Origin of the sequence: Streptomyces sp. NPDC058045, from assembly GCF_042885635.1 — a bacterium.
Lineage (GTDB): Bacteria > Actinomycetota > Actinomycetes > Streptomycetales > Streptomycetaceae > Streptomyces.
The window spans coordinates 45670-65041 of the sequence record NZ_JBHVRR010000027.1; the positions used below are offsets into that span (position 1 = coordinate 45670).

The 19372-nt window shown below is 69.3% G+C and carries 18 protein-coding genes; 15 read left to right on the plus strand and 3 right to left on the minus strand.

Annotation, left to right across the window (positions count from 1 at the left end):
- Positions 1-50: 50 nt before the first annotated feature.
- Positions 51-737: a hypothetical protein gene (locus tag ACFVST_RS17965; protein WP_390152374.1), complete on the minus strand. Its 687-nt coding sequence runs from the start codon at positions 735-737 to the stop codon at positions 51-53.
- A gap of 882 nt (positions 738-1619) precedes the next feature.
- Between ACFVST_RS17965 and ACFVST_RS17970 the strand changes: the two genes are divergently transcribed.
- A complete protein-coding gene (locus tag ACFVST_RS17970; RefSeq protein WP_390152377.1) occupies positions 1620-2855 on the plus strand; it encodes a ParA family protein in 1236 nt (411 codons plus the stop codon).
- Positions 2852-4045: a ParB/RepB/Spo0J family partition protein gene (locus ACFVST_RS17975; RefSeq protein ID WP_390152380.1), complete on the plus strand. Its 1194-nt coding sequence runs from the start codon at positions 2852-2854 to the stop codon at positions 4043-4045. The genes ACFVST_RS17970 and ACFVST_RS17975 overlap by 4 nt, the downstream gene beginning before the upstream one ends.
- Positions 4046-4221: 176 nt before the next feature.
- Here the strand turns inward: ACFVST_RS17975 and ACFVST_RS17980 are convergent, their stop codons facing one another.
- Positions 4222-4914 carry a response regulator gene (locus ACFVST_RS17980; RefSeq protein WP_390152382.1) on the minus strand — a complete coding sequence of 231 codons (693 nt, stop codon included), beginning with the start codon at positions 4912-4914 and terminating at the stop codon, positions 4222-4224.
- 230 nt (positions 4915-5144) lie between these two features.
- Here ACFVST_RS17980 and ACFVST_RS17985 point away from each other — a divergent pair, with 230 nt between their 5' ends.
- The 13 genes from ACFVST_RS17985 (at position 5145) to ACFVST_RS18045 (ending at position 18295) form a co-directional block, all read left to right on the plus strand.
- Positions 5145-5963 carry an ABC transporter ATP-binding protein gene (locus tag ACFVST_RS17985; RefSeq protein WP_390152385.1) on the plus strand — a complete coding sequence of 273 codons (819 nt, stop codon included), beginning with the start codon at positions 5145-5147 and terminating at the stop codon, positions 5961-5963.
- Entirely contained in the window at positions 5953-6831 is an 879-nt protein-coding gene (locus ACFVST_RS17990; RefSeq protein WP_390152387.1) for an ABC transporter permease, read from the plus strand. Before ACFVST_RS17985 ends, ACFVST_RS17990 begins: the two co-directional genes overlap by 11 nt.
- A 54-nt stretch (positions 6832-6885) precedes the next feature.
- The gene (locus ACFVST_RS17995) at positions 6886-7935 is read left to right on the plus strand and encodes an ABC transporter substrate-binding protein (protein ID WP_390152390.1); all 1050 of its coding nucleotides are present in this window, start codon (positions 6886-6888) and stop codon (positions 7933-7935) included.
- Between the two features lie 157 nt (positions 7936-8092).
- Positions 8093-8695 carry a GNAT family N-acetyltransferase gene (locus tag ACFVST_RS18000; RefSeq protein ID WP_390152393.1) on the plus strand — a complete coding sequence of 201 codons (603 nt, stop codon included), beginning with the start codon at positions 8093-8095 and terminating at the stop codon, positions 8693-8695.
- 814 nt (positions 8696-9509) lie between these two features.
- The gene (locus ACFVST_RS18005; RefSeq protein WP_390152396.1) at positions 9510-10547 is read left to right on the plus strand and encodes a bifunctional DNA primase/polymerase; all 1038 of its coding nucleotides are present in this window, start codon (positions 9510-9512) and stop codon (positions 10545-10547) included.
- The gene (locus tag ACFVST_RS18010) at positions 10544-12133 is read left to right on the plus strand and encodes a phage/plasmid primase, P4 family (RefSeq protein WP_390152398.1); all 1590 of its coding nucleotides are present in this window, start codon (positions 10544-10546) and stop codon (positions 12131-12133) included. Before ACFVST_RS18005 ends, ACFVST_RS18010 begins: the two co-directional genes overlap by 4 nt.
- A 136-nt stretch (positions 12134-12269) precedes the next feature.
- Positions 12270-12644, plus strand: coding sequence for a DUF6009 family protein (locus ACFVST_RS18015; RefSeq protein WP_390152401.1), 375 nt, complete (start codon positions 12270-12272; stop codon positions 12642-12644).
- A gap of 188 nt (positions 12645-12832) precedes the next feature.
- The gene (locus tag ACFVST_RS18020; RefSeq protein WP_390152403.1) at positions 12833-14854 is read left to right on the plus strand and encodes a serine/threonine-protein kinase; all 2022 of its coding nucleotides are present in this window, start codon (positions 12833-12835) and stop codon (positions 14852-14854) included.
- Between the two features lie 100 nt (positions 14855-14954).
- Entirely contained in the window at positions 14955-15257 is a 303-nt protein-coding gene (locus tag ACFVST_RS18025; RefSeq protein WP_390152406.1) for a hypothetical protein, read from the plus strand.
- 103 nt (positions 15258-15360) lie between these two features.
- The gene (locus ACFVST_RS18030; protein ID WP_390152409.1) at positions 15361-16038 is read left to right on the plus strand and encodes a DedA family protein; all 678 of its coding nucleotides are present in this window, start codon (positions 15361-15363) and stop codon (positions 16036-16038) included.
- Positions 16035-16157 carry a hypothetical protein gene (locus ACFVST_RS18035; protein WP_390152412.1) on the plus strand — a complete coding sequence of 41 codons (123 nt, stop codon included), beginning with the start codon at positions 16035-16037 and terminating at the stop codon, positions 16155-16157. The genes ACFVST_RS18030 and ACFVST_RS18035 overlap by 4 nt, the downstream gene beginning before the upstream one ends.
- An 87-nt stretch (positions 16158-16244) precedes the next feature.
- Positions 16245-16907, plus strand: a complete 663-nt coding sequence (locus ACFVST_RS18040; RefSeq protein ID WP_390152414.1) for a response regulator transcription factor — start codon at positions 16245-16247, stop codon at positions 16905-16907.
- Positions 16904-18295 carry a sensor histidine kinase gene (locus ACFVST_RS18045; protein ID WP_390152417.1) on the plus strand — a complete coding sequence of 464 codons (1392 nt, stop codon included), beginning with the start codon at positions 16904-16906 and terminating at the stop codon, positions 18293-18295. Before ACFVST_RS18040 ends, ACFVST_RS18045 begins: the two co-directional genes overlap by 4 nt.
- Here the strand turns inward: ACFVST_RS18045 and ACFVST_RS18050 are convergent.
- The gene (locus ACFVST_RS18050) at positions 18285-19319 is read right to left on the minus strand and encodes a hypothetical protein (RefSeq protein ID WP_390152418.1); all 1035 of its coding nucleotides are present in this window, start codon (positions 19317-19319) and stop codon (positions 18285-18287) included. The genes ACFVST_RS18045 and ACFVST_RS18050 overlap by 11 nt on opposite strands.
- Between the last annotated feature and the right edge of the window lie 53 nt (positions 19320-19372).

Below are 19372 nucleotides of genomic sequence, written 5' to 3' on the forward strand. Positions count from 1 at the left end.
GCTGGTCTGCGGGGCGTGGTCCATATCTTCTCAGGGCTGGCACGGTGTTATCACCCGGTGCGCTCCTGCCGGTCGAGGGTAGGGGCGTCAAGACCGGCGTCGAGCGTCTCCTGGACAGCCCGGTCGGGGCCGACATGGTGGGGGAACGCGTCCTTGTCCTCACCGCGTTCCCGGTCCAGTTCGGCGAGTACGGCCTGCTGCGCGGTACTGCTGCCGCGGAACCAGAGGCGGACGTTGAGCCGGATCCGTCCGTTTCCGTGCTTCTCCAGCCAGCCGTATTCGCAGAGGGCTCGGATGGCGCGGTTGACGGTGGAGCGGGTGATGCAGCGTGCGCCGGTGCGGGCGGCCTCCTTGTTGAGGCCGTCGGTGATTTCCTGCTGTGTGTACTGGGCGAGGCCGGTGCCGGCGATCTGGCCGCCGGCGACATAGAGGAAGACGCACATCTCGCTCTTGGTGACGCTGTTGGCGACGGCGAGTTGGGCCAGTAGCTGGGTGAACCAGTTGCTGGCGATGCTGTAGCCCGCATCGCCCGCCATGTCGTGGACGGTGCGCGGTTCGTGCTCGTACTCGAAGACAACGCCCTTGAGGCGGCGGCGAGTTCTGCGGTCGGCGGGTTCGACGGTTTCGCCGAGCTGTTGGCCGAGGGCGACGAGGATGTCGTCGAAGCCGTGCTCGCCGGATGGTGCCGGGACCGGGCGGGGGCCCGCCCGACGCTGGGCAGGCGGATCAGATGTCACAGGACCTCCTTGTAACTCAGGCGTCCCAGACACTACTTGAAACTCAACTGGTCCTTGTCTTTTGGGAAGACAGGATCCGACACCGTGTCGCCCGGAGCACAGAAAATATCAAGCACTGGTTGAGGTAAGTCAAGGGATGCTTGTCTTCTGCCGATCGAGCCCTACCTTCCGACACCCCGCGCCGGACCCCTCTGCGGCCTCGTTCGAAAAATGCGCCGTAACTCCATCACAGCTTGACTTACCGAGCCTCCAGGCGCCCAAACTACACTCCCATTTGACTTACCGGCACTCACCGTCACTGCCATGGCCATCGAAAACACCCCTCCTGCCGCCTCTCCGCACCACTCTGACCTGCGCAAATAGAAACTCCACCACAGCTTGACTTTGCCGCGAAATGTGCGCTCCCCATTAACATTTCGACCCCCGAAATGTGCTCCCCAGGACACATCGCTTCCAGAAAACCGCAGGTCAGAGGCACGTTTTCAGCAGCGCCTCTTGTACTAAGAGCACCTGCTCAACCCAGGCCGTCCCGCACCCACTTCACACCCGGCACCACCAACTCCCCCTCCCCAACCGCAACCACCGAAAGTCAGCCCCCACACCGCGACCGCCGAACGTCCTCCCGCAGTAACCACCCGCACCACCACCGGTCCCCGCCACGCCTCCGTTCTTCCCGGCACGCACGTCTGACGCTCCGCCACCTCCCTTTCACCCCAAACCAGTTGAGGCCGGCCCCCTCCGGACAAGAGCAACCGCCCACGAAGCAGAGCCCGGTTATTACGCCGTAATAGCCGGGCCGTCAGAAGCGCCACCACACCAAAGAGTTGGTCTACCTAACGTGTCGGTCTCTCAAAGGATCATGGACGTTAGTAAGGTGTCCCCATGACGACTCATGCCACCCCGAGCGACCGCGAGAAGGTCGTTTCCAAACTGCCGGGATGGCTCCGGCAGAACCTCAAGATCAGAGCGGCCCAGTTGGGCGTGGAGATCCAAGCCGCGGTGGAGCGGGGCATCACCGACTGGTGTGATCTCGCCTCCGCGACCGCTCCCGTCGACACCTCGGGTGCCGACTCCTTCTCGACCTTCCTGCCCGAGGGGCAGTGGGACGACTTCCGGCAAGTCGCCAGTGACCGGCGACTCTCCCTCATCCAAAGCCTCGCCCAGTCAGTGCAGTTGTGGCTGGACAACAACCCGGCGCCGGAGATCGCGCGTCCCTCCGTGACCCGTCGGATCGTCGTGTGCAACCAGAAGGGCGGGGTGGGGAAGACCGCCATCACCGCGGGCACGGGGGAGGCCCTTGCCGAGGATCCGGGGAAGCTGCATCCGGTGCGGATCGCCAAGCAGCTCGCCGCGGCCTCCGACGCCCAGGACACCCCGCTGGACACGGAGAACCTTCCCGGCCTGGGCCTGCGGGTGCTGCTGGTCGACTTTGATCCGCAGTGCCACCTCACCAACCAACTCGGCGCGGCGCCCCTGCCGATGAACGGGGACAGCCTCACCAACCACATGGCGGGGGACCCCAAGGGCGATCTCCGCGATCTCATCGTCTCCATCGACGACGAGGCCTTCGGTGGCCGGCTCCATCTGCTGCCGGCCTGCAACGACGCGTTCCTGCTCGATGTACGGCTCTCCGCGGTGCGTGCCCGGGAGGCGGCGCTGGAGCGGGCGCTGGCTTCGGTCGAGGGCTATTACGACGTAATCCTTGTGGACTGCCCGCCCAGTCTCGGGCTGAGCATGGACGCGGCCGCGTACTACGGGCGGCGTCGGGAGGGGGAGAAGCCGGGGCAGTCCGGGGCGCTGATCGTGGTGCAGGCGGAGGACAGTTCGGCGGACGCCTATGAGCTGCTGACGCGGCAGATTGACGATCTGCGCAGTGACCTCCAGGTCGACATCGACTATCTGGGCATCGTGGTCAACCTCTATGACTCACGTCGCGGCTATATCGCCACGTCCTCTTTGCAGGGCTGGGTGGACATAAAGGATCCTCGGGTCGTCGGCCTGATCGGCGATCTCAAGGAGCAGAAGGAAGCGGTGCGCGTAAAGCAGCCGCTGCTGTCCTACGCCCCCAGGTCGCAGCAGGCCGTGGGGATGCGGGCACTGGCACGGGAGATCTCATGAGCAAGGCCGACCAGTTGGGCGCCGGACGTTTCGGCAGCCAGGTCCGCGGGGTCAGCGCCCGCCGCCAGGCCGTCGCCGCCGCCACCGGGGTACCGACCGAGGGGGTGGCCGCCCCCACCGATCTGCCGCCGCACCGCATCAGCCCCAACCCGGACAACCCCCGCAGCAGCCTCGGCGATCTGTCGGACCTCGCGGGCAGCCTCCGGGACCACGGTCAGAAGCAGGCCATCACCGTCATGAACCGGGACGCCTATCTCAAGGCCAACCCGGAGCGTGAGGAGGACCTGGAGCCGGACACCGCCTATGTCGTCGTGGACGGCAGCAGTCGGCTGGCGGCCGCCCGGGAGGCCGGCCTGTCCTCGGTGAAGGTGATGGTCAGTGACGACCAGGGTGCGACCTCGGACGAGATCCTTGAGTCGGCGCTCGTCGCCAATATCCACCGGCAGGATCTGGCCGAGCTGGACGAGGCGCGCGCACTGGAGCGCCTGTTGAAGATCCATGGCAGTCAGGCGGCGCTGGCCAGGCGGCTGCACCGATCGCAGGGGTGGGTTTCGCAGCGGCTGTCGCTGCTGGGGCTGATCCCGCAGTTGCAGGCCCGTATCGGTCAGGAGCCGATCGATCTGCTGCGTGCCGTCGGCAATCGGCCCGCGGCGGAGCAGGAAGCGGCTCTTGAACGGCTGAAGGAGGAGCGGGCCCTCAAGGACGCGGAGCGCGCGGCTCGTAGAAGGGACCGGGCGAACGCTGCGGGTTCCGTGTCCGGTGGGGGAGCGGGGGAGTCCTCGGATTCCTCGCCGGGGGAGCGCATCCCGGAGCCCCGTACGGTGCCCGCCGCCCCGGCCCCGGCCTCCGCCCCGGACTCAACCGAGGCGGAGACGGCAGTGGAGCCGCCGACCGCTGCCGAGCCCGTCGCCACGGCCGAGCCCCAGGACCGGGTGAAGCGGCCGGCCCCTGAACCCCAGCCCGTCGAGCCGCAGGCCGCCGCGGAGATGCGGGCTGCCTCGAAGTCGGAGGCCGCGGTGGGGGAGTCGGAGGTGGGGGAGCGGACGCCTCGGACGTTGCCGTATGACGACGGGGTGTTTCTCGCGCATCACCTCATCCGCAAGATGAGCCCGACCGAGTTCGCCAAGATGCTGCGTCTACTCAATGAGCACCAGGAGCGGCGGACGGCGCCCGGCGGACAGGGCAACTGAGCGAAGCGAGCGCGCTGGGAGAGAGGGGCTGAGCTATTACGTCGTAATAGCTCAGCCCCTCTCAGCGTCTCCCAACTACCGTCTCCCGCCCGATTATTACGTCGTAATAGCTCCAACTCGGCTTGCGAAGCAGGTTATATGGGGCGAAAGTGCCTCATCTGGGGTGCGGACACAGGTCAGTTGGCGGCTGGGCCCGCGGGGGCGTAGCGGTGTTCTGGGCGGCCGGTGTCGCCGTACTTGAGGGTGAGGTTGATGCGGCCGGTGTTTTCCAGGTGCTTGAGGTAGCGCTGGGCGGTGGAGCGGCTGAGGCCGGAGCGTTCGGCGACCTCGTGTGCGGACAGCGGGTAGGGCGCCTCGCCCAGGATCCGCCGGATCAGTTCGGAGGTGGGCGCCGACTGGCCCTTGGGCAGCGGGTCCGTCCCTGGTTCGGCGGGTCTGAGGGCCCCGAAGATGCGGTCCACCTGCTCCTGGCCGGCCTCGCCCATCACCCCGTCGACGGTACGGCGCAGTGCCGCGTACGCCTCCAGCTTGGCGCGGAGCCCGGCGAAGTTGAACGGCTTGACCAGATACTGCACGGCACCGAAACGGATGGCGTCCCGCACCGTCGACACATCGCGCGCCGCCGTCACCATGATCACGTCGGCTCCGTGTCCGTGGTGCCGCATCCGGCGTACCAGCGTCAGGCCCGTCTCGTCCGGCAGATAGTGGTCGAGGAGGACCAGGTCGACCCGCTGGCGCTGGAGGGTGCCGAGGGCCTGGAGCGCCGTGTGGGCGCGGGCCACGACCTGGAAGCCGGGAACCTTCTCGACATACGCCGCGTTGATCTCAGCAACCCGGAAGTCGTCGTCCACGACCAGAACGTTGATCATCGTGACTCCTTCAGGGGGTGGGTGACGGGCGGCGGTACGCAGGTGAAACGCCCTGGCGGCGGCAGACTGCGCATCCGCACGGTAAGGGCAGCGGGGGCCGCTGCCCACCCCTCTGCGCGGATTCCCGGGCTCGCTGTGAGCAGAACGAGCAAAAAGTGTTCTGTCGGCAGAAGGCCGGGTTGTGCCCACAAGGCCCCGAGGCGCCCGCAGCGCACCTAACGTCCCGCCCCATGAACACCGACACGACGAGCCCCGCCATCGAGCTGAGGGGGGCGAGCAAGACGTTCCGCACCCCGTCGGGTGCTGCCCACACCGCCGTACGGGATCTTGATCTGACCGTGGGACGAGGTGAGTTCGTCGCCGTCGTCGGGCCCACCGGCTGCGGCAAGTCCACCACCCTCACCCTGGTCAGCGGGCTGGACGAGCCCACCGAGGGCGAGGTCATGGTCGGCGGACAGCCGGTCACCGGCATCGGTGACAAGGTCGGCTTCGTCTTCCAGCAGGACGCCGTCTTCCCGTGGCGCACGGTGCTGTCCAATGTGATGGCCGGCCCCCGTTTCCGCGGCGTACCCAAGCCGGAGGCCAAGGAGCGGGCGCGTGCCTGGCTGGCGCGGGTCGGGCTCGCCGCCTTCGAGGACCGCTACCCGCACCAGTTGTCCGGCGGGCAGCGCAAGCGCGTCGCGCTCGCCGCGACCTTCGTCAACGATCCCGAGATCCTCCTCATGGACGAGCCGTTCTCCGCGCTCGATGTGCAGACCCGGGCCCTTATGTCGGACGAGCTTCTCGACCTGTGGGCGGGCACCGGCGCCTCTGTGGTCTTCGTCACCCACGACCTGGAGGAGTCCATCGCCCTCGCCGACAAGGTCGTGGTGATGACGGCGGGGCCCGCCACCGTCAAGCAGGTCTTCGAGATCGACCTGCCGCGGCCGCGCAAGGTCGAGCAGATCCGCCTGGAGCCCCGCTTCATCGAGCTGTACCGCGAAATCTGGTCCTCCCTCGGTGAAGAGGTCCGCATCACTCGTGAAAGGGGCGCCGCCAATGCCGCCTGAGACGCCCACCGCCCCCGCCCCGTCCCTCACCAAGGAGGCGCCCGCCACCGGGCGTACCGCGGCCCGGGCCCAGGCCGCACGGCGCCGCCGGTCCCTCATCCTGGTCAGCCGGATCCTGCTGCTGGTCGCCGTGATCGGGCTGTGGGAGTGGTTCGCCCGCGCCAAGATCGTCGACCCGTTCAATGTGTCGATGCCGTCGAAGATCTGGGACCAGATCGTCTCCTGGGTCCAACACGGCACCGCCCAGGGCTCGTTGTGGGAGCAGATCTGGTACACGCTCTATGAGGCGCTGCTCGGCTGGGTCATCGGTGTGATCGCCGGTGTGCTCCTCGGTATCGCGCTGGGCCGGGTCCGCTTCCTCGCCGATGTCCTCGGCCCGTACATCAAGGTCCTCAACGCACTGCCGCGGATCGTGCTGGCACCGATCTTCCTGATCTGGTTCGGTCTGGGGCCGGCGTCGAAGGTGGCCTCCGCGGTCGTCCTGGTGTTCTTCCCCGTCTTCTTCAACGCCTTCCAGGGGGCCCGCGAGGTCGACCGGAATCTGGTCGCCAACTCCCGCATCCTGGGCGCCAGCAACCGGCAGGTCACCTTCCAGGTCGTCATTCCCTCCGCGACCTCCTGGATCTTCACCAGTCTCCATGTCAGCTTCGGTTTCGCCCTGATCGGCGCGATCGTCGGCGAGTACATCGGGGCCACCAAGGGCCTCGGTCTCCTCGTGTCGGCGTCCCAGGGCACCTTCAACTCGGCCGGTGTGTATGCCGCGATGGCGATCCTCGCCGTGGTCGCGCTGCTCGCCGAGGGCTTCCTCACCTTCCTGGAACGCCGCCTCTTCCGCTGGAAACCGCCGGAGAACCCCTCCGAGGGCTGACCCGCCCCGTGCTCCCCTCCACAGCTTTCCCGAACTCTTCAAGGACGTGACCGAATGCGCCTCACCACCCTCTCCGGCCGCCGGGCCGCCGCGGCCGCCATCAGCGCCGCACTCGCCCTCACCACCCTGACCGCCTGCGCCCACCACGAAGACGACAAGAGCGGTGGCGGCTCGGGCAAGGTCAAGATCATGGTGGGTGGCCTGGACAAGGTGATCTACCTCCCGGCGATGCTCACCCAGCGCCTCGGCTACTTCAAGGCCGAGGGGGTCGACGTGCAGTTGCTCACCGAACCGGCGGGCGTGCAGGCCGAGACCGCCCTCGTCTCCGGCGATGTCCAGGGCACCGTCGGCTTCTACGACCACACCCTCGACCTGCAGTCCAAGGGCAAGCACGTGGAGTCCGTGGTGCAGTTCTCGCACGCACCGGGGGAGGTCGAGGTCGTCTCCAACAAGGCGGCCGGTGAGCTGAAGTCGGCCAAGGACTTCAAGGGCAAGAAGCTCGGCGTGACCGGGCTCGGCTCCTCCACGGACTTCCTGACCAAGTACCTCGCCGTCCACAACGGCCTGAAGACCAGCGACTACACACCGGTCGCGGTCGGCGCCGGGCAGACGTTCATCGCCGCTCTCCAACAGGGTTCCATCCAGGGCGGTATGACCACGGACCCGACGGTCGCCACCATCCTGGACAAGAAGCTCGGCAAGGTCCTCATCGACATGCGGACCCCCGAGGGCTCCAAGGAGGCGCTGGGTGGCGCCTATCCCTCGTCCAGCTTGTACATGCGCACGGACTGGGTGAACAGCCACAAGGACACCGTGCAGAAGCTCGCCAACGCCTTTGTGAAGACCCTCAAGTGGATGTCGAAGCACACCCCCGAGGAGATCGCCGCGAAGATGCCCGCGGACTACGCCCAGGGCGGCGGTACCAAGGTGTACGCCGAGTCGATCAAGAGCACCCTGCCCATGTTCACCACCGACGGCGTGATGCCCTCCGACGGCCCCGCGACCGTCGAGCGCGTCCTCAAGTCCTTCAACCCCAACCTCAAGAACTTCAAGGTGGACCTCGCCAAGACCTACACCACGGAGTTCGTCAAGAAGGCCAAGTAGGTCAAGTAGGCCCCGTACTCAAGGGCTGAACTCCCGCCCCTCCCTTGGGAGTTCAGCCACCAGCAGCAACCAGCCCCACCCCGCCGTACGGATCTTGATGTACGGCGGGGTGGGGCTGGCCGCAGTGCCGGGACGTCTGCCGGGGCACGTTATGGGGATGCGGATCCTGTTGTTCGGATATGGCGAAGGCGTCGTACCTGCTCAAATCGAGGCGCAGATACGGCAGTTGCACGAGGAGGCCTGGCCGTCCGGCGGTGGACGGGCGGCGGCCGATGTACAGGAGCCGTTGCACGATCCGGTGCTGCGGCCGCGGGCGCTGCTCCTGGTGGACGGGAGCGGTGACGGTGCCCGGGTCTTGGCCGCGCTGCACATCCTCAGCAAGGACATCGTCCACCAGGGAGTGCGTTTCACCGCGGCGGGGCTCAGCACGGTCGTCACCCGGCGGGGCACACGGCGCCTCGGGTACGGGCGGCGGCTGGCCACCGCGGCCCGCGCCACGATGGCCGGGAGCGGCATCGACCTCGGGCTGTTCACCTGCGAACGGCCCCTGCGTCCCTTCTACGAGAGCGCCGGCTGGCAGTACCTGCCCGGCACGGTGCTCATCGGCGGCACCCCGCAGCGGCCGTTCCCCAGCGACAGCCCCGGCTTCGGCAAGGTCACCCTGGGGGCTTTCTTCTCCCCGAAGGCGCGGGCGGCCGCCGGGTCTTTCCACGGTGCCCGCGTCGCCGTCCATCCGGGAGAGACGGACCGTCTGTGGTGAGAGCTTCAGTCCCTGGGGCGGAGGGGCGGTCCCGGGCAGCCGGCTCTGCGGGCCAGGCCCCGGCGGCAGGGACGGAAGGGCCGGGCAGGGCCAGGGACTGAAGCGCAGGGTCTGGGCGCATCTTTCGGTCCCTGAGAGAAAGTGCAGGTCAGAAGCCTGTGACCAAGGTTCAGAGGGACTGAAGGGACCGAACCCCCCTATATATAAGCTACCTAGCACTTGGTTCATACGCGCGTACGCATGTGTCACATGGATTCCTTGTAAGGGGTACCTATATTCATGTACAGCTCATAATTAGAGAGTTGGGTCCCTTCAGTCCCTCACAGGGGTAGTAAAATGGCTCTGACCTGCGAGAACTATGCAGGGACCGAAGAGGGGCCGAACCCTGCTCCAGGCCCTGGTCTTCAGTCCCTGGACCCTTGGTCCCTGGTTTCGGTCCCCGCTGCCCCCCGCCCGCCCCGACGTTGGAGTGCCGGGAGGAGCAAAAAAGCTCAGGGACCGAACGGTGGCCGACCGGGAGAACATCCCGCGCCGCGCCCAGGGACCCAAGGGACCGACCCTTGGAATCAGCGCCCCCGCGGAGTCCACCGGCGTGGCGCGCACCCGAAAGTGCGGGCTCTGCCGTGTTCCGGGCTCTAGACTCTTCCCGAACTACAGTCCCTTCAGTCCCTGCTGGAGCCCTTCCCTCCGGGTGTGACCTGGGCTCTTGCCCAGGGACCGGCATCAGGGACCGCTGTCTACGAGAAGGATGCACGTGCCTCCCGGTGAGTCCCCCGCGCCTGCTCCCCAGGCTGGGCTGTCACAGCAGCACGTGATGGCCCGCTGGTGCGCCGCCCAGGGCTGGCCCGTGCACCCCCTGGCCCCCGGCCGCAAGACGCCCGCAGCGAACTGCGCGGACTGCCGCCGCAAGACGCACGACCCCGCCGACTGCCCCTGCCTCCCCGCCGGCCGCCCCTGCCACAGCTTCCACGCGGCCACCACCGACGGCCAGTTGATCGACGCCTGGTGGTCCGCCCACCCGGCGGCCGGAGTCGGGGTCGCCTGCGGCCCCGCAGGACTCGTCGTCATCGACATCGACGCCCACCAGGCCCCCGCCCCCTCCCGAGCCCGACTCCTCCCCGGCATCCCCATCCCGGACCAGGTCAACCTGACGGGCCTGGCCTCCGGTTACGACACCCTCGCCCTGCTCGCCGCCTACCGCGGAGCCCCCGATCCCGCCCACGACGAAGCCACCCTGCGCGTCCGCACCCCGTCCGGCGGCCTGCACGTCTGGTACCGCAACAACACGGGCACACCGCTGCGTTGCTCCACCGGTTCCGGTACCAAGGCGGCGCTGGCCTGGCAGGTCGACGTACGGGCCACCGGCGGCTATATCGTCGCCCCCACCACCCGTACCCCCGGCGGCAGTTACCGTCCCGTGGGCGAGCGGCGTCTGCCCGCCCCGCTCCCGGACTGGCTCCGGGCCGAACTCGACCGGACCGGCCATGTGATCACCCCGCCCCGCCCCCCGGCCACCGTCGTGCCTCCGCAGCCGCGGGCGGGTAGCGCCGTACCGCACCCCAGGCGGCGCGTGGTGGGGGCGCAGCGGATTCTGGAACCGTTGCTCGCCGAGGTCGCCGGATGTGCGGCCCGGCCCGAGGGCACCGCGTTCACCGAGAAGCTCAACCGGGCCGCCTACACCGCGGGAGGCCTCGCCGCGGCCGGCCATGTGACGGAGGAGAGGGTGCGGTTGCAACTGACCGAGGCCGCGGACCTCGCCCGCCCCTGGCAGCAGGCACGCAATGAGAAGATCATCTGTGATGGACTGATCGCAGGCGCCGCCCGCCCGTTCCACCCTGAAGGACGCTCATGAGCAGCGACGAGAAGCCGCCGCCGTTCGACGCCCAGGCCGCGGCTCAGCAGATGCTCGCCCTCCAGATCCCCGAGGACGAACCGGACGAACCGCCCACCGGTCAGGCCTCGCCCGGCGCCCGGCTGCCCGCCCAGTCGTACCCGGCCCTGCCGGAGGCCGGGGCCGCACCCGCGGCTTCGCCCTGGGCCGGTTCCGTGCTGCTGCCCAAGTCCCTTTCCGACCGCGGCAACGCGCGCCTCTTCATCCAGCTCTACCGCGAACGCTTCCGGCATGTGGAGGGCCTCGGCTGGTTCGTCTGGGACGGCTACCGGTGGAAGCGGCAGGGCGGCGAGAAGGCCGCCCTGTGGGCCGCGGGGGAGATGGCCGAGGACCTCGCCGACACCGACCCCACCGGCCTCCACACCGACCGCGAAGTACGCCAGCACAAGCGCCGCAGCCTCTCCACGACCGGCATGAAAGCCCTCCTCGCCCAGGCCAAGGCCGCCCCCGACCTGTCCGTCGACCCGGACACCCTCGACGGCGACCCCTACGTCCTGTGCACCCCCGCCGGCGTCGTCGACCTCACCACCGGCAATCTGCGCAAGGCCGACCCGGCGAAGGACTTCCACTCCCGCGCCACCAGCGTCTCCCCGCAGCACATCCCCACCCCCCGCTGGCACCGCTTCCTCGCCGACACCTTCGGGGAGGACGACGAGGGCCGGGAGATGATCTCCTTCCTGCACCTGCTGCTCGGCTACTCCATCACCGGCGACGTCGGCGCCCAGGTGCTGCCCTTCCTCCACGGCCAGGGCAAGAACGGCAAGTCGGTGCTCCTGGACACGATGATCCAGATCCTGGGCGACTACGCCGACGCCGCGCCCCCCGGCTTCCTCATGGACCGCGGCGCCTTCTCCGAGCACTCCACCGAACTCACCGAACTCCACGGCCGGCGCCTGGTGGTGTGCAGCGAACTCAAGCCCAACGACAAGTTCGACGAGGCCCGGGTGCGGCTGCTGACCGGCGGCGACAAGATCAAGGCCCGCCGGATGCGGCAGGACTACTTCTCCTTCTCGCCGACCCACCACCTGTGGCTGCTCGGCAACCACCGGCCCGAGGTGTCCACCGGCGGCTTCGCGTTCTGGCGGCGCATCCGGCTGCTGCCCTTCGAGCGCGTCGTCCCCGACGCCCGCAAGATCGACAACCTGGCCTTCGAACTCGTCCGCGACGAAGGCCCCGGCATCCTGCACTGGCTCATCGAGGGCGCCCGCCGCTACCTCACCACCCGCGACCCCCTCGAAGGCCCCGACCGCGTCCGTATCGCCACCACCGCCTACGCCACCACCGAGGACCACATCGGCCGCTTCCTCGCCGAGTGCTGCACCCGCGGCAACGACGCCGAGCGCACCGACTTCCGGGTCGAACAGGGCCTGCTCTACACCGAGTACAGCTCCTGGTGCACCGCGGGTGAAGGCATCCGGCCGGCCACTCCCCGTACGTTCGCCAACCGGGTCCGCCAGGAACTCGGCATCGCCTCCCCGGCCGACATGCTCAAGTCCAACGGCCGCAAGTTCTACCCGAACCTGGCCCTTGTGGAGGATGACGCATGACCAGCCCCCCGCACACCGAAACCCCGACGCCCCGTCAGCCATCTACCATGGAGGCGACGAGGCCCCCGCAGCAGCAGGCGCGGCCGCAACCCACGGACCCGCACCGCCGCCACCGGCCCAACGAGGAGAGGCAGCCATGAGCTCGCTGCTCACCGAAAGCGAGATCGCCCACGAGCACGACGTGGTGTGGCTGGAAGACCCCGAGGCGCTCGACTACGTCCGCCAGGCCCTCGACAAGACCAAGCGCCGCAACAACAAGCCCCCTTACATGCGCGACGGCCGCATGATCGGGTACGCCCGCCTGGACGAGAGCGCCGAACCCGACCCCGACAGCGGCCTCTACAAGCGCCGGGTCTTCTACCTCCTCCCGCACGACCGCGACACCGAACCGCACGGCGTCTACCGCGAAGGCGCCCCCGGTGAAGCCGTCGACCCCCGCACCATCGAACCGCGCAAACCGGGCGCCAAGACCACCCGTTCCCAACTCGGCCCCGGCATGGCCACCGCCTGACCCGCACGGGGCGAAGGCGGCCAGAACTCGCCACGCTGTAGGCGGAGTTGAGGGTTCCGAGGTAGGCCCGACCGGTCTGCCGCAGCACCGGGTCCGAGCAGTGTGAACACATCAAGCCAGCCCGGAACTGGGGTGTCTGATGGTGCGTCTATGGTTGCATCCTGAATCGATGATCTCTGGGGGGTCGGATGCGGAGCGAGGGGACGCCAAGCGGCGAGCCGGACACGGTTATCGCGGGCCGCTACCGGCTGAGACGCCAGCTCGGCCAAGGCGGTATGGGAGTCGTCTGGGAGGCGCTGGACACCAGCCTGGACCGCAAGGTGGCGGTGAAGGGGCTGCTGTATCCGGGCGCCGCCGATCCACGCGCCCAGTCGACATGGGTCAGCCGGGCCCGCCGAGAGGCGCAGGCCATCGCCCGGATCGGGCATCAGAACGTGGTCGCCGTCCATGATGTGATCGAGGACGGCAACCAGGTATGGATCGTCATGGAGCTGCTCGACTCGCGCTCCCTGGCCGATCTGCTGCACGAGCAGCGGCAGTTGTCCGTCCCGCACGCGGCGCGCATCGGGCTCCAGGTGCTGCGCGGACTGGCCGCGGTGCACGAGTCGGGCGTACTGCACCGCGATGTGAAGCCGCACAACATCCTGTTCCGGCCCGACGGTCGCGCCCTGCTGATGGACTTCGGGATCGCCACCTTCGAGGGCGCCGTCCAGGTCACCCGCCTCGATGAGATCATCGGCACCCCGCAGTACCTGGCACCGGAGCTCCTCGGCCACAATCCCGCCGCCCCCCGCCAGGCGTCCACCGCGTCCGACCTGTGGTCCCTCGGCGTCACCCTGTACGAGATGGTGGAGGGCCGCCGCCCCTTCGAGGGCGACACCAGCTTCGAGATCTTCATCGCCGTACGGGACACGCCACTCCCGCCCCTGCGGTACGCCGGGCCGCTCACCTCGCTTATCGAAAGCCTGCTGCAGAAGGACCCGGCGCTTCGGCCCGACGCCGCGGAGGCGGAGCGAATCCTGGCGGCCATCACCGAGGAGGACCCCTCGGCCCTGGACGGTACGGCGTCCGGCTCGGCGGCGGTGCCCGGCGGGTCAGGCGAGTCCGGGGCGCCGGTCGAACCTGCGGAGACGTCCGGTTCCGGGGCCGGCGCTGGCGCTGATTCCGGCACTGGTTTCGGTCCGCCGCCGGTCACGCCTCCGCCCGCCGCGCCCGACCAGCCCGAGAGCCCTGGTCAGCCCCAGCCGGCGGCGGCCGGGGGTGGGAGCGGCGGGAACGGGTGGAAGGTCGCAACTGCCGTGCTGTGCGCGCTACTTCTGGTGGGCACCGGATGGTTCGGCTGGACGCAGTGGAAGGGCGACTCGGACTCCGACTCCGGCAAGGACTCCGCGCACACCCAGCCGAAGCCGGAGCCCAAACCGGAGCCCGAGCCGGGCAGCGAGAACGCGTTCCGCAAGGACCACGACGAGCTCCGGATCGGCGTCAAGAAGGACCAGCCGGGGCTGAGCGTGGCCGCCGACGGCACCTACCACGGTTTCGAGGTCGACCTCGCCCAGCAGATCGGCCGCGAACTCGGCTTCAGCTCCGGCCAGATCAAGTTCCGCACGGTCACCTCGGACAACCGCAGCGACTACCTGAGATCCGGCCGGGTCCACCTGGTCCTCGCCACGTACAGCATCAGCGAGCAGCGGGAGAAGGACGACGGCGTGAAGTTCGCCGGACCGTACTACGAAGCCCTCAAGGGGCTGCTGGTGCGGAAGAACCGGCCGTACAACGACCTCAGCGACCTCCAGCACGACAAGACCGCCGATGTGTGCACCGCGCGGAAGTCGGTCTATGTGCCGTGGGTCAAGAAGGAGCACATGAGCGACCAGCTGGTCGTCCGGGCCGGCTACGAGGACTGTGTGAAGGCGCTGCTCGATCCCAAGACCCGGGTCTACGCGGTGGCCACCGATGACGTCATCGTCGCCGGGCTCGCCGACAAGTACTCCGCCAAGACCAAGGCCCTGGAGAGCCTCAGCGGTTCCGAGGGCTACGGGGTGGCGATGAGCGGCAAGGACGAGGGACTCCACGGCGAGGTGTGCCGGGCACTGACCGACATCACCGCCAAGTCCCCCGGCCACACGTCCCGTTGGGCGGATCTCTACAACAAGCACCTCAAGCCGCTGATGGGCGGGGCGCCGACCGAGCCGGACCTCAGCTCCTGCTGACCCGGCGGGCGGGGACGGCCTAAGTCCCCGCCCCCGCCGGGCGTGCGGTGCGGGCCGCGATCGCGGATTCGAAGCGGTCCAGGTCGAGGACTGCGCGGCGGTGGCTGCCCCGGCCTGTATGCGGGCGCTCGCCGCCCGCCTTCCGTTGGCCTTCGACGGCACCGCCCACGACGAGGCCGCCGTCGTGTGTCCACTCGACCAGTCCGACGAGGAGCCGGTGGCGAGTACGTTCACGACTACCGGGAGCGCGCCGCCGCGCTGCATGTCGTCGGCGGCGCGGTCGTCTCCGGGCCGTTCCAGCGTTTTGACCACGGGTATCTGCTCGGCGCCGGAGGCGGTGTGCGCGCGGTCCGGTCTGGACGCCGTCCTGTACGACAACGCGGCGGCCTTCTATCGCCTCTGAGTCGGTACTTGGGAACGGTTCCCCTCCCTCTTTCGTCTACAGTAACGTAGACCGTCTACTGAGGTGTAGACCGTCGTGTGCTGTGCGGAAGGGGCTCCTGTCGATGACCGTGCCTGTGGTTCTGGCGTCGCAGCTTGCGGTGAATCCGCTCGATGCCCAGTCCCTGCTGGTCGCGTTCGGTGTGCTCGGGGTCGGTGCGGTGCTGTTCGCCGAGACCGGCCTGCTGATCGGCTTCTTCCTGCCGGGGGACTCGCTGCTGTTCACGGCGGGGCTGCTGTGCACGGGCGGCGGGCAGCACGGTGTCCGGCTGTCGCTGGGGCCGCTGCTGGTCGCGGCCGTGTTCGGGGCGCTGGCCGGGGCGCAGTGCGGCTATCTCATCGGGCGCCGGGCCGGGGGCGCCCTGCTGGCCCGCAGCCGCTCGCGGCGTCTGCACGACGGCGCCCGGAGAGCCGAGGAGCTGCTCGCCCGCTACGGCCATGCCAAGGCGATCGTCCTGGCGCGCTTCGTGCCGGTGGTGCGGACCGTGCTCAACCCGCTGGCCGGGGCGCTGGGCGTGCCGGCCCGGACGTTCGCCGTGTGGCAGGTGGCCGGGGGCCTGGTATGGAGCGCCGGTCTGATCCTGGCGGGGTACGCGCTGGGCTCCTCGATCCCGAACGTGGACCGGTATCTGCTGCCGCTGGTCGCGCTGATCGTGGTGCTGTCCCTGCTGCCGCTCGCCGCCGAGCTGTACCGGGGCCGCGGGGGCAGGGGCAGGGGCAGGGCCGACGAGGTGCCGCGGTGACGGCCTGGTCGGCGTACGGGTGGGCGCTGTTCGCGCTGTTCATCCTGGTCGTGGTGCTCGCCCTGATCATGGTCGCGGCCTGGTGGCAGGTGTGGAGATGGGGGCAGGGGTGGCGGTGACCCCGCCCCGGTGACCCCGCACCCGCCTCTGCCCGGCTTGCCCCATTCGTCCCGTTCTGCCTTGCCCGTTACGGCCGTTGGAGAGTCATGCGTCCCAGGATCCTTGTCGTGGAGGACGATCACGCGCTGCGGGATGTGCTGCGCCGCGGGCTGCGGGACCACGACTTCGAGCCGGTGCTCGCCGCCGACGGGGCCACGGCGCTGCGGCTGGCCACCGAGGACATCGCCGCGCTGGTGCTGGACGTCGGGCTGCCCGACGCGGACGGCCGGGATGTGTGCCAGGCGCTGCGGGCCAACGGGTTCCTCGCGCCGGTCGTCTTCCTCACCGCCCGCCACCGGCTCACCGACCGGCTCTCCGGATTCTCCGCCGGAGGGGACGACTACCTGCCCAAGCCGTTCCATCTCGCCGAACTCGCCGCCCGGTTGCGCGCCGCGCTCCACCGCGCCGGCCCCCGCGCCCCGGCCGCCACGGGTGACCTGGTGCTGGACGCGGTCGGCCACCACCTCACCGTGGACGGCGTCCAAGTCCCGCTGTCCCCTACGGAGTTCCGGCTGCTGGGTCGGCTCGCCGCCGCCGACGGGGGACTGGTGGGCCGCCGCGATCTGGTCCGTACCGGGTGGCCGGAGGGGGCGCAGGTCAGTGACAACACGCTGGACCAGTATCTGAGCCGGTTGCGGCGCAAGCTCCGGGCGGCGGGCAGCGGCCTGACGATCGACACGGCACGCGGCATCGGACACCGCCTGTCATGAACGGGCGAGCCATCAGTACCAGCCGGGTCGTGCGCCGCTTCGCCCCCCGTACCCTGCGCGGCCGGCTCTCGCTGGTGGCGCTGGCCACCGCCACCCTGCTGATGACGGTGCTGACCGTGGTGTTCAACGCGGTGATGGACGAACACCTCCAGCGGCAGGCCGACCGGGAACTGCACAACCGGGCCGCGGCCGTGGCCACCACCGTCGACACCAGCGGCCCCCGGGTACGGGTCCTGGAGACCGCCAACGACCGGCTGCTCGACGCCAACGTCTGGATCTACGGCGGAACGCGCCTGCTGGAACAGCCGCCCTCGACCTCCGCCGACAGCCCGCTCACCCCGGCCACCGACCGGCTGGCGGCGGCGGGCCGGAGTGCCTGCGCCACCGTCCGCACCATCCGGCTCTGCGCACATCCCCTGGGCGGACACGGCCACCGGCCGCCGACCGCCACCGTCGTCACCGCGCTCGACCTCACCCCGTACCGCAACTCGGCGGACACCCTGCTCCTCGGCTCGCTGGTGCTGGACGCGGTGATGCTGGGGTGCACCTATGTGCTGACGCGGCTGTCCGTGGGGCGGGCGCTGCGACCGGTGCGGACGATGACCGACCAGGCCACCCAGTGGAGCGCCGTGGCCTCCGAGGAGCGCTTCGGAACCGAGCGGCACCCTGCTGAACTCGCCCGTCTCGGCGCCTCGTTGGACGAACTGCTGGACCGGGTGCGTACCGTGCTCCGCCATGAGCAGCAGTTGACCGGCGAGCTGTCCCACGAACTGCGCACCCCGCTCAGCCGGATCGTGATGGAACTCGACTGGTGGCACTCCCGCCGCCGGACCGGCGCCGAGACCCGGGCCACCCTGGACACCATCGGCGAGGCCACCCGGTCCATGCGCACCATCTGCGACACCGTCCTGGACGACGCACGCGAGAACGCCCGCGCACCGGCGACCGCCCCCGGAACCACCGATGTGGTGGCCGCCGTGGACCGCCTGCTGCGGAGCCTCATCCCACCGGAGGGGGTGGCGACCGAACGGCTCACGCCAACTCAGGTACTGGAGGCGGGAGTTGCCCCCGCCCTGCTGGAACGCATCCTCAGCCCGCTGCTGGCCAACGCCACCCGCTACGCGCGTTCCCGGGTCACCGTCCGCGCACGGCGGACGCCCGGGGCGGTGCACCTCGATGTGGACGACGACGGGCCCGGGGTGCCGGAGGCGTTCGTGGGGGAGTTGTTCCAGCCGGGGCGGCGTGCCGATCGCGGTGACGGGCACGACGGGGCGGGCCTCGGGCTGTCGCTCGCGCGGCGCCTGGCCCGCTCCGTCGGCGGGGAGGTGGCCCATGACCCCGGGCACACCCCCGGGGCCCGGTTCACCGTCAGCCTGCCTACGGGGTGACCGCGGCAGGCCTGCGTTCCCGCAGTTGCGCGTAGGCCATCATCCCGAACAGCACGGCGAGCAGTACGGCGGAGGAGCCCGCGGTACCGAGGTCCAGGCCGCCCTTCGCCACCGGTTTGGTGAGGAAGTCACCCGCGGTGGCACCCAGCGGTCGGGTCAGTACGAAAGCCGCCCAGAACAGCAGCACATTCGGCACCGCGGGCGCTTTCATGAGGGCCACCAGTACCGCGATCACACCCGTCACCAGCAGTGCGCCGCCGGCGTATCCGAGGCCGGAACTGTCGGAGAGGAAATCGCCCATGGAGGTGCCCAGGGTGTTCGAGACGAGAATCGCCGACCAGAAAAGCGCCTCGCCCTTGAAGGTGGTGATGTCGCGGATCTGGAAGGTCATTCCGCTGGCCTTCCAGGCCAGGAAGATCACGGCGAGGATCGAGATGAGGATCGCCGCCCCGGCCGGATAGCCGAGACCGAGCCCCTGCGGACCCCAGCCGAGCGAAGTGGCGCCCCCTGAAAGGTACTTGGCGCTGGCGTCGCGGTTCATGAAGTCGGACATGGTGGTGCCGGCCATGCTGGTGGAGAGGATCACCGTCCAGTAGAAGAACGGGTTGTAGCGGCGGGACTTCAGTTGGACCACCAGCGTCACCACGAACAGCAGGAACAGGGCGACGGTGGTGAGGAAATAGCCCAGTTTCAGGGTCTGCGAGAAGAGATCGCCCGCCGTCTCGCCGAGCGTCGTCGCGGCGATCTTCATGACCCAGAACGCCAGCGTCACCTCGGGCAGTTTCTTCATCGCGGATTTCGCCGCGGATTTCGCCGCATTCGCCTTGCTCGCGTCACCGGGCGCACGGGATGTGTTCGCCGTGCCGGTGTCGGTGCCGCTGCCGGTATCGGTATCGGTCAGGACTTCCGCTTTCTCCACCAGGAATTCTCCGATCCATCCGCTCGTAGGGCAGGGCGCTCGCCCCGGAATGCGCGGGTGGGGCGAGCGCCCTGGACATGGGCCGCCATCGGCGACCGCGGTCACGGACTCTGGCAGCGGGAGCCTGAACGCATCCTGAACGCGGGTGCGGGGCAGGG

Excerpts from the sequence above, each read along its gene's own strand:
- ACFVST_RS17970 (WP_390152377.1), top strand. The coding sequence starts at position 1,620 with ATGACGACTCATGCCACCCCGAGCGACCGCGAGAAGGTCGTTTCCAAA.
- ACFVST_RS17975 (WP_390152380.1), top strand. The coding sequence starts at position 2,852 with ATGAGCAAGGCCGACCAGTTGGGCGCCGGACGTTTCGGCAGCCAGGTC.
- ACFVST_RS17980 (WP_390152382.1), bottom strand. The coding sequence starts at position 4,914 with ATGATCAACGTTCTGGTCGTGGACGACGACTTCCGGGTTGCTGAGATC.
- ACFVST_RS17985 (WP_390152385.1), top strand. The coding sequence starts at position 5,145 with ATGAACACCGACACGACGAGCCCCGCCATCGAGCTGAGGGGGGCGAGC.
- ACFVST_RS17990 (WP_390152387.1), top strand. The coding sequence starts at position 5,953 with ATGCCGCCTGAGACGCCCACCGCCCCCGCCCCGTCCCTCACCAAGGAG.
- ACFVST_RS17995 (WP_390152390.1), top strand. The coding sequence starts at position 6,886 with ATGCGCCTCACCACCCTCTCCGGCCGCCGGGCCGCCGCGGCCGCCATC.
- ACFVST_RS18000 (WP_390152393.1), top strand. The coding sequence starts at position 8,093 with ATGCGGATCCTGTTGTTCGGATATGGCGAAGGCGTCGTACCTGCTCAA.
- ACFVST_RS18005 (WP_390152396.1), top strand. The coding sequence starts at position 9,510 with ATGGCCCGCTGGTGCGCCGCCCAGGGCTGGCCCGTGCACCCCCTGGCC.
- ACFVST_RS18010 (WP_390152398.1), top strand. The coding sequence starts at position 10,544 with ATGAGCAGCGACGAGAAGCCGCCGCCGTTCGACGCCCAGGCCGCGGCT.
- ACFVST_RS18015 (WP_390152401.1), top strand. The coding sequence starts at position 12,270 with ATGAGCTCGCTGCTCACCGAAAGCGAGATCGCCCACGAGCACGACGTG.
- ACFVST_RS18020 (WP_390152403.1), top strand. The coding sequence starts at position 12,833 with ATGCGGAGCGAGGGGACGCCAAGCGGCGAGCCGGACACGGTTATCGCG.
- ACFVST_RS18030 (WP_390152409.1), top strand. The coding sequence starts at position 15,361 with ATGACCGTGCCTGTGGTTCTGGCGTCGCAGCTTGCGGTGAATCCGCTC.
- ACFVST_RS18040 (WP_390152414.1), top strand. The coding sequence starts at position 16,245 with ATGCGTCCCAGGATCCTTGTCGTGGAGGACGATCACGCGCTGCGGGAT.
- ACFVST_RS18045 (WP_390152417.1), top strand. The coding sequence starts at position 16,904 with ATGAACGGGCGAGCCATCAGTACCAGCCGGGTCGTGCGCCGCTTCGCC.